Source organism: Streptomyces sp. MspMP-M5, from assembly GCF_000373585.1.
GTDB lineage: Bacteria > Actinomycetota > Actinomycetes > Streptomycetales > Streptomycetaceae > Streptomyces.
This window is the reverse complement of sequence record NZ_KB891963.1, coordinates 1-8,426: the sequence shown is the minus strand read 5'-3', so window position 1 is coordinate 8,426 and position 8,426 is coordinate 1. Positions and strand designations below refer to the sequence as shown.

10 protein-coding genes are annotated in these 8,426 nt (G+C 68.0%); 4 read left to right on the top strand and 6 right to left on the bottom strand.

The annotated features are described in order from the left end of the window. The 5 genes from B073_RS48645 to B073_RS0138410 all read right to left on the bottom strand — a co-directional run. Positions 1–146: transposase (locus B073_RS48645; protein WP_234025110.1), on the bottom strand; the 146-nt coding region annotated here is incomplete at its 3' end. Positions 147–370: 224 nt separating this feature from the next. Further along, on the bottom strand, positions 371–994 hold the full coding sequence (locus tag B073_RS43180; protein ID WP_158690334.1) for a hypothetical protein: 624 nt from the start codon (positions 992–994) through the stop codon (positions 371–373). 50 nt (positions 995–1,044) lie between these two features. Next, positions 1,045–2,115, bottom strand: coding sequence for a helix-turn-helix domain-containing protein (locus tag B073_RS0138420; RefSeq protein ID WP_018543372.1), 1,071 nt, complete (start codon positions 2,113–2,115; stop codon positions 1,045–1,047). A gap of 780 nt (positions 2,116–2,895) precedes the next feature. After that, entirely contained in the window at positions 2,896–3,591 is a 696-nt protein-coding gene (locus B073_RS0138415) for a hypothetical protein (protein WP_018543371.1), read from the bottom strand. Continuing rightward, positions 3,591–4,109: an RNA polymerase sigma factor gene (locus tag B073_RS0138410; RefSeq protein WP_018543370.1), complete on the bottom strand. Its 519-nt coding sequence runs from the start codon at positions 4,107–4,109 to the stop codon at positions 3,591–3,593. Before B073_RS0138410 ends, B073_RS0138415 begins: the two co-directional genes overlap by 1 nt. 602 nt (positions 4,110–4,711) lie before the next feature. On the opposite strand from B073_RS0138410, the gene B073_RS0138395 reads away from it, so the two are divergent. The 3 genes from B073_RS0138395 to B073_RS0138385 all read left to right on the top strand — a co-directional run bounded on the left by B073_RS0138395 (position 4,712) and on the right by B073_RS0138385 (position 6,807). Further along, positions 4,712–5,053: an AbrB family transcriptional regulator gene (locus B073_RS0138395; protein ID WP_078508413.1), complete on the top strand. Its 342-nt coding sequence runs from the start codon at positions 4,712–4,714 to the stop codon at positions 5,051–5,053. 135 nt (positions 5,054–5,188) lie between these two features. After that, positions 5,189–5,947: an amidohydrolase family protein gene (locus B073_RS0138390; RefSeq protein ID WP_018543366.1), complete on the top strand. Its 759-nt coding sequence runs from the start codon at positions 5,189–5,191 to the stop codon at positions 5,945–5,947. A gap of 146 nt (positions 5,948–6,093) precedes the next feature. Then, positions 6,094–6,807: an SDR family NAD(P)-dependent oxidoreductase gene (locus tag B073_RS0138385; RefSeq protein WP_199788241.1), complete on the top strand. Its 714-nt coding sequence runs from the start codon at positions 6,094–6,096 to the stop codon at positions 6,805–6,807. A gap of 179 nt (positions 6,808–6,986) precedes the next feature. Here the strand turns inward: B073_RS0138385 and B073_RS0138380 are convergent, their stop codons facing one another. Further along, positions 6,987–7,475: an LURP-one-related/scramblase family protein gene (locus B073_RS0138380; protein WP_018543364.1), complete on the bottom strand. Its 489-nt coding sequence runs from the start codon at positions 7,473–7,475 to the stop codon at positions 6,987–6,989. Positions 7,476–7,783: 308 nt separating this feature from the next. Between B073_RS0138380 and B073_RS0138375 the strand changes: the two genes are divergently transcribed. Further along, positions 7,784–8,426: DUF4142 domain-containing protein (locus B073_RS0138375; protein WP_018543363.1), on the top strand; the 643-nt coding region annotated here is incomplete at its 3' end.

The window sequence follows — 8,426 nt, the reverse complement described above, 5'->3', positions numbered from 1 at the left end:
ATCGCGTTCACGATCTCCCGCATCGCATAGGCGCCCTGATGACCGCTGACCGAGCGGTGCCGGTCCTTCCACGCGGTGATCACCGGCTCGATCAACGACCACTGCCCGTCCGATAAGTCGCTGGGATATGACTTGCGTTCACTCACCCCGCCAACCCCAGCAGACCCCACACGACGGACCCGCGGATTCCGCCCACACCTCACACCATCGGGCGACCACAGAACGACTCAAAGACTCACGAACCGCCCACTCAGGCTCCGAAGAAGTTTCCAGCGCCGGGCGAATCGCAGCCGCAGTAGGTGGCAGGTGGCAGGTGGCAGGTGGCAACGGTTCCGAGCTCCCTGACATGAGTGCCGGCGTGGGTTCGTCTTCAGGTGTGGTGGGGTGTGCCTGGCGTGGCGTCAACTGTGGGCGCTGGTATCGGGTGTCCGTTGTGCGGTGTCTGGGTGTGGGTGTGTGGGGAGACCACTGCTGCCCAGCAGGTCCGCAGTGCGGCTGCTGTGGGGTGGTTGAGGTGGCGGCCGAAGGCGTGGAGGCGGGAGGTGGCGGTGGCGGGTTCGATGCCGAGGGTGTCGGCGGTGGTGGTGATGTCGAGCCCGAGGACGTGGTGCAGGAGGGCCGTGTCGGCTTGTTCGGTGGGTGCGAGGTGGAAGAGCGCGGCCGCCGGTGTGGAGACGTTGTTGCAGCGGGGGTGGTGTGCGGCGCGGTGAACGTGTCGGGTCAGGGTCTGCCAGGCGATGGCGCGGGCGTGGTGTCCGGCCAAGGCTTCGGTCCAGGAGGCGACGATGTCGCCGAGGGCGTGTTGGACGGCCAGGATGGCAGTGGTGGGGTCGGCGACGAGGTGGCGGGCGTAGTGCTGGTAGACGTCGTGGTGGAGTTGGCAGAAGGCGGTGAAGTCGGCGGGCAGGACCACGGTGATGGTTGCCTCGCCGGTCTTCGGGCGCACGGGTGCGTGCGGCTCGGTGCCGACGGCGGCTCGTAGTGCAGACGGCATGTCTTCCCCAGAGCGTCGATCGCGAAGTGTCGGAGTGTGTGGTGTGTGGATCAGCCGAAGCCTTCGGCGGGCAAGCCGGAGTGTGGGGTGAGTTCGTCGATGCGCTTGTGCAGTTTCCGTATGGCGTGGGTGTCACCGTTGAGGGCGGCGGTGAGGGCGTTGACGACTGGCCACCGCAGAGCGTGGGCTGGTGGCGGGTCCGGAGCCAGCAGGGCCTGGGCGGTGCGTGGGGTGAGGGGCGTGGGGGCGCGTTGCACGAGGGTGGCTATGTCAGGTGCGGTGGCTGCCAGGCGAAGTCCCCGGAGGGCAGCCTGGAGGGTGCGGACGGCCTTGTCGTAGGTCTGGATGGCGGCGGGGTCCGGGGGGATGCCGCGTGCTTGGTTCCACAGGAAGACCAGATCGTCGGGGTCAGCGTCGCAAGCGCAGGCGAAGGCGCGGGTGACGGCCCAGGTGGGTGTGCGCTCGCCGGAGAGGATGCGGTAGATGTACGACGTGGAGACGCTTGACCAGGCGGCGATCTGCTGGACGTTCACGTCGCTCTTTTCGCGCTTGAGGCGCGAGAGGGCTCTGGAGAGGGCGTAGCCGGGCGTGCCGGGGAGGAGGACCCGCTCCTTCTCGGAGCGGGTGGGGCGGGTGTCGCACTGAAGGGCGGCGGGCCGGCAGGGGGGTCGGGCGGGGCCGCGGGCCGCCCGCTGCGCCAGGACCTTTTCGGCTTTGTCGGCGGAGAAGTTGGACTTCAGGGTGCTGGGGGCGATGTCCATGATCTTGGCGACCTGCGGCACGGTGGCGCCGTCGGCGCGGGCCTGGCAGACAGCGACGACGGTGATGTCCACCAGGTCACGGCGCAGTGCTTCGCACCATTTGACGACGTCCAGGGGGAAGGCCGCGGCGCGGTGGGTGGCCGCGTGGTCGAGTGCTTGGGCTTTGACGAGCAGGGACCGGCTGAGACGTTCGACATCAGCGTCGTAGCTGCGCCGCGGGGAGGGAGCTCTGCGGCCACGGTAGTGAGCACTGCGGCAGCGCGAGCTGCAGTACTTCGGGATGCGCCCGTTGGACCGTGGGCGTTGGAAGGTGCGCTTGCAGTTGCGGCAGACGATGGGCGGCTGCTGGTTCTTCTTCATCGGTTTCCGTGTCAGCGAACATGGGTGCGTGGACGAGGATCGAGGGGCCACACATGCGGGGCCTTTCGTCACGTCGCAGCAGGCACGGTGGCGGGCTGGATGCGACGAAACGGCTCGTCCTGCGCTGGGTGCAGCGCTCGGATCTGGGGGCCAGGCCCGGCCGGCCGAGGTCTCGATCGGCGCGGCCGGGCAGGGCCCCGACCGCGTCTACCTCAACCGTGCAGCGCGTACACGCAGGTAGAACAGCCTGGCGGCGGCCCCCAGCGGCACTGACAATGCTGCGGCAGGTGCAGCTGCCGCGGGTCCGTAGACCAGGATGATGCCGAGGAATATCACCGCGATGAACGGTGCGATGGCCGTGCTGACACGTATGTCGACAGGGCTCTGTGTTTGCCGACCAGTAACACAGGTCATGCTAACTTCGAATCCGCTGGTGAACCGCTCAACGGGCTGACCTGCGGATTCCGGATGAAGAGGCATCAGTTCCCTCTTTCGTTCGTGATGACTGATGAACAGAGAGGGCCCTGCGGGTAGGTTGGCGCCGCCGCAGGGCTCCTCGGTGTGTGACCTTAGCCCGACGCCTACACGGAGAGCGACGGATCCGTCACGAAAGCGGAAAGGCAGTTCATTCGCTGCATGAAAGCAACAAGAGTTACGGCAACCTCCGCTGAGGCGCCGAATTATGCCGGTCAGCAGCACCCTCGACACCAACATTTGCAATAAGCGCACGCAATGCATCGAGCACCTCTACGATGCCCGCCGCACGCGGCGCGCCGAGCATCACGCCGTCAGCTCCTCGATGCGAGAGGCGAAGTCCGCCTCGGGCAGCGGAAGTTCGACGTCCTCATCGACGAACCCCAGAGCTTCAGGAACGTAGGCGATCACCGCGATGACCGCCTCCGACAGCTCGGCCTCGTCCCGAAGGACCTCCAAGATGCGCAGTGCGGTCACCACGTCCCGGCGATCGGCCCACTCGGGCGAGGGCGGGAGCGCCACTTCCATCTCGGCCTGCTCGCACCACAACTGCGCCTGGTCGACCTCCCCCAGGGCCATGTGGTGCAAGTACAGGCAGCACGCCGCTCCGGTATCCCCGGCACCGGCGGCGAACTGCCACCAGAACTGGGCGCTGTCCGCCCTACGGGCCAGGTGCAGTACGCATCCCAGCACCAGTGCCCCCTCCGGCTCCAGCACCCGACGGGACAGGAACGTGCCGAGCTTGTGGAGTTGCTTGGCCACCACCGTCTCGCACAGCGTCCGCAGGTGCTGATGGTGAGCCCGGCACGGCGCACACGGTCTGCCCGCCTCCCGCAGCGCCGCCACCCGTGCCGGCTCCATCTGGTCGTCGAAGCTCAATGCCCCGTGCCACACCCGCTGCGCGATCCGCGCCGTCAGGCGGGCCTCTGCCTCCTGGACACCGCTGTACGAGCGGTGCGGAAGACGCGCCTTGGCAAGGGCGCGGTCAACGGCTCCGGTCATCACTTATCCCCCCCGTCAGAAGACTGCTGCAAAGCCTCGCGCAAGCGACGGCGGGCGTAGCGTGCGGTCGAACGCACGCCGGCCTCGCTGACCCCGAGGATGTCCGCGGTCTCCCGGACGCTGTAGCCCAGGCAGTGCAGCAGCACGATGGTGTCGTGCTGCCGTTCCGGAAGTGCCTGGATAGCTGCATAGATGTGCAGCCCCTCTTCGAGTTCGCTGATCTCGTCGACCGCGTCGCGGATCGCGGTGGTCTCGAACGCCGCGGTGTCGACGAGGACCGGACGCCGACCGCGGGCACGGGCGCAGTCGATGGTGCGGTGCTTCACCACCGTCCATGCGTACGCGTTGGGGTTCTGCGAGGGCAGCAGGTCGTCCCAGATCAGGTAGAGCTGCTCGAATGCCTGGTCGACGGCTTCCTCGGCGTCGGCCCGGTTGCTCAGATACAACTCCGCCCAGTGGACGTACGGTCCCCGGTAGAGCTGGTGGAACGCTCGGAAATCTGCGGGCAGTTCAGTCACGGGCAGGGTCCCGCTACGGGACCGGGTCACCCCTCCGCCCCCTCACGGTCACGTCCGCCGCATACTTCGCACACGTTCGTCACCACGTCGGCCAAGTCAATCGCGGCCAGCGGGCCCGTGGCCCCCTGGGCGTCAGGGCCTGAGACGCGCCCGGCCGACATGGTCGCCGGCATGTCTCCTACGAGATGAAGCTTCACGGAGCGGAAATCCCTCCGGTGGTCGGTGAGACGCGCCATTGCGTCCCGAGGTGCCCTTCGCATCCTCAGTATCAATGGCGCTCACCGGAGCCTGTGCGTGCATCAGCCGCACGCAAAAAAACTATGTTCGAACAAGTCCAGCAGGGGTTTCGCGCACTACCTGCCTCCTGGTGATGGCGCGCAGCTCGCCCTGCTGCCCCTCCTTGTTAGGAGTATGGACCAGGTCGGACGCGCTGGGCCGGTGTCGAGTTGGCGCCGGTCCGGATCGCGGCGGCGGCATGACCTCGGCCGGCTGGCGGTGGACCGGATGCGTCGTGCTGACGGCCGTACTCGGCTTCGCACTGCAATGCATCGGGCTGACCGGCGGCCGGCTGGTCGGGCCATGCTGATGGCGGCGGTGCTCGCCTGCTCGCCTTCGGCACCGGCGGCCGACTCGTGCCACGCAGGCAACTGGTCCGCCTGACCCAAGGGGTGATCGGCGTGCTGACCAGGCTGCCGCTCACCCAGCTGCGCGGCAATGACGTCGCCGGGTACCTCGGTCTGGCGACCATGTCGATCCTGATCACCCTCGACATCAGCATCAGCATCGGCTGCGGCTTGTGGCTGACGCGCGCCTCGGGCGGCGAGGTGGCACCGAACACCGGGATCCTGGCGGTGATCGCCGGAGGCGCGAGCACAGCCTCCACCCTCGCCGACCAACTCGGCGCAGACCAGCGCTATGTGTCGCCCTGCCAGTACCTGTGGTAATGCTGCTGGCTGCGTCACGCTGCCCCAAGTGGTCCGCCAGGTCCAAGAACGCCGCCGGGCGCGGGCCGCCCCGGCGGAACACGGCCCTATCCCAGTAGGGTCCCGATCAACCCCTGTGAAAGAAAGGCCCAGTTCATGAGTACGCGTGTCTTCGACGCCCACTTCCACATCATCGACCAGCGCTTCCCGCTGGTGGAGAACAACGGCTACCTGCCGCCCGAGTTCACCGTCACCCACTTCCGGAAGCGGGCCGCCGCCCTCGGAGTGACCGGTGGAGCAGTGGTCTCCGGATCCTTCCAGGCGTTCGACCAGAGCTACCTGACCGACGCACTGCGGCAGTTGGGGCCGGGCTTCGTCGGCGTGACGCAACTGCCCGCCACGGTCTCCGACGAGGAGATCGCCCGGCTGGACGCCGAAGGTGTACGCGCCGTGCGGTTCAACGTCCGCCGTGGCGGCTCCGAGACCCTCGACCAACTGGACACCCTCGCCCGCAGGGTGCACGAGGTGGCCGGCTGGCACACCGAGCTGTACATCGACGCCGCCGACCTGCCCGAGCTGCACGCGACGCTGAGCGCACTGCCCTCGGTGAGCATCGACCACCTCGGCCTGACCGCCGAAGGGCTGCCGCACCTGCTGCGCCTGGTGGATACCGGTACGAGGGTGAAGGCCACCGGGTTCGGCCGCGTGGACCTCGACGTCGACGAGACGATCCGGGCCATCGTCAAGGCCGACCCCACAGCCCTGATGTTCGGCTCCGACCTCCCCTCCACGAGGGCCCGCCGCCCCTTCCAAGACACCGACCTGTACCGCCTTGCCGACCTGGTGGGCGCCGAGCACGTCGAGGCCGTGCTCCACGACAACGCCGCCGCGCACTACAGGATCGGGAGGAGTTGATCCGCGAGCCCGATCACGGCCGGCGGGCCTGCTGCCCGTGTTTGACCTGCCCTCGACGACAGAGCCAGGGCATCTCGTCGAACGGCTGGGCATGCAGCAGGCCCCGCCGGTAGGCAGGGCCTTGCTCTGCGAGGATCATGTGGGACATGACGATTGCAGACATAGCCATGGTGACAGGTGCGAACCAGGGGATCGGGCGCGAGGTGGCCCGGCAACTCGCCGCGGCAGGCATGGTGGTCTATCTCGGTGCCCGCGATCCGCAGCGGGGCAGCACCGCCGCAGGCGAGTTGTCGGCTGCCGGCGATGTGCGGTTCATGCCTCTGGACGTGGCAGACCAGGCGCAGGTCGACGCCGCGGCCCGGACGATCGAGGCGGAGTGGGGCAGGCTCGACGTACTGGTGAACAACGCGGGCATCGGCGGCACCCGCCCGGCAGTGGAAGAGACCATCGCGGACGATTTCACAGATGTCATGGACGTCAACCTGCTCGGCGCGGTCCGCACGACGCACGCCTTTCTTCCCCTGTTGCACAAAGCCCAGCGTCCGCGCGTCGTGAACGTGACGAGCGGACGCGGATCGTTCACCATCAACGACGATCCGCAGCGCATGGAATCCCGGTTGCGCGGCCTGGTCTACCCCGTCTCGAAAGCAGCCTTGAACATGCTCACCTACCAGTACGCCCGCGCCCTGCCGGACTTCCGCATCAATGCCGTCGATCCGGGGTTCACCGCGACCGCACTCAACAACCACACCGGCACCAGCACACCCGCACAGAGCGCCGCAACGATCGTGCGGCTCGCCCTGGCGATCGACGGGCCCAGCGGACGGCTCTTCGACTCCACAGGTGAGGTCGGCTGGTAGCCCGGCGCCGCACCGACCACCCCGGCACGCGGCCGCCGGACGACGAAGCCACGGCCAGGCAGCACACGGGTGGCAGCCGGCGGGCTGGACGTACCGGATCCCGGACGGCATCGCCCCGCGCATGCGCCGCAAGCCGAGCAGCGCTGTCTTCCGGAGGCGGCCGCTCAGAGATTGGTGAGCTATTCGCCCTTGAGGTCCTCAAGGGTGTGGTCGACGCATACCGCCAGGATGACCAGCAGCGTTTCGTCCTGCGGGCTCATCACGTCGACGGCGTACGCGTCGCGGATGCTGAACCAGCGCCGGGAGATGTGCGCCAGGGTGGTGCCGTCATGCTGGATGTCGAACTCCCGGTCCCAGAAGTTCCCGACTATCCGCAGCCGCCGCCCGTCTCGCAGACTGACCTTGAACCGGTCCCCGAAGAGGCTGAACGTCCGCTTGCTGATCCGGCCCACCAGCTCACCGTCCCGTTTGATCAGGATGGTGTGGTGGAAGGTGAGGGCCTTCTTGACGATGCTGGCGATCTGGTTACCCTGGGTGTCCACGAAGTCGAAGGTGGTCCGCAGGCGCAGCAGTTTCCTGTTGACCTTGTACAACTTCTCCCGGTGCTCGGTTTCGATCCAGGCTTCCTCATGGAAGGCCAACATGCGGTCGCGTACCAGGTAGCGCATGGAAATTCCTCGTCCAGATCGTTCGTGCCAGACCAGCTGGTGGCACCGTGCCAGCCCAGAGCGTAACGGGGATCCGAATCCAACGAGGCCACCCCACCCGGCCGGACCTGCCGAGCAGATGACGCCCGCAGGCGGCGGCGCCGCCGAGCATCAATGGCCGAACTCGCCGTGCCGTACGCGGGTTGACCAGCGCGTACCCGTACGAGGCATACGGGAGCGTTAGCAGGGCCGGGGCGGCGTGGGGCGGTTTTTGTCCAGGGGTGAGGAACCGGCGCCGTGCGGCCCTCGCGAGGTCTAGCGTCCCGGTCATGCGGTCGATGCCCGGCACCAGGGAGAAGTCCCCCGCCTTCGGGCGGGCCATCGCCACCGGTCTGGTGGTCTGCGCACTGCTGGCCACGCTCGCGGCCCTGTTGTTGCCGGTGCAGCTCTTCGGCGAGAGTGCGTCCGCGGCCACCAACACCGTGGGCTACGACGACGACGGCGGGGGCACCGTGCGCACCCGTTACGGTCCGCTGAGCGCGATGGACCGGGACTTCGTCCGCAAGGTCCGGCTGGCCGGCCTGTGGGAGATGCCTGCCGGCCGGCAGGCGCAGGCGCGCGGCCGGACCGCCGCCGTCCGCGCCGCGGGCGACCATCTCGTCGCCGGCCACACCGAGTTGGACCTCCGGTCACGCCAGGCCGCGCAGCAACTTGGCATTGCCTTGCCCAACCGGCCCACTGCCGAGCAGCAGGGTTGGCTCGGTCAACTCGGCGCGGCCTCGGACGACGACTTCGGTCCGCTCTTCGCGCAGCTGCTACGTCGCTCTCACGGCAAGGTGTTCGCTCTGGTCGCACTGGTCCGCGACCAGACCCGCAACTCGGTCGTGCGTGCTCTGGCCGACCGGGCCAACGCCGTGGTTCTGGACCACATCACGGTCCTGGAGCAGACCGGCCAGGTCGACTTCGGCACCT

Excerpts from the sequence above, each read along its gene's own strand:
- B073_RS43180 (WP_158690334.1), bottom strand. The coding sequence starts at position 994 with ATGCCGTCTGCACTACGAGCCGCCGTCGGCACCGAGCCGCACGCACCC.
- B073_RS0138420 (WP_018543372.1), bottom strand. The coding sequence starts at position 2,115 with ATGAAGAAGAACCAGCAGCCGCCCATCGTCTGCCGCAACTGCAAGCGC.
- B073_RS0138415 (WP_018543371.1), bottom strand. The coding sequence starts at position 3,591 with ATGACCGGAGCCGTTGACCGCGCCCTTGCCAAGGCGCGTCTTCCGCAC.
- B073_RS0138390 (WP_018543366.1), top strand. The coding sequence starts at position 5,189 with ATGAGTACGCGTGTCTTCGACGCCCACTTCCACATCATCGACCAGCGC.
- B073_RS0138385 (WP_199788241.1), top strand. The coding sequence starts at position 6,094 with ATGACGATTGCAGACATAGCCATGGTGACAGGTGCGAACCAGGGGATC.
- B073_RS0138380 (WP_018543364.1), bottom strand. The coding sequence starts at position 7,475 with ATGCGCTACCTGGTACGCGACCGCATGTTGGCCTTCCATGAGGAAGCC.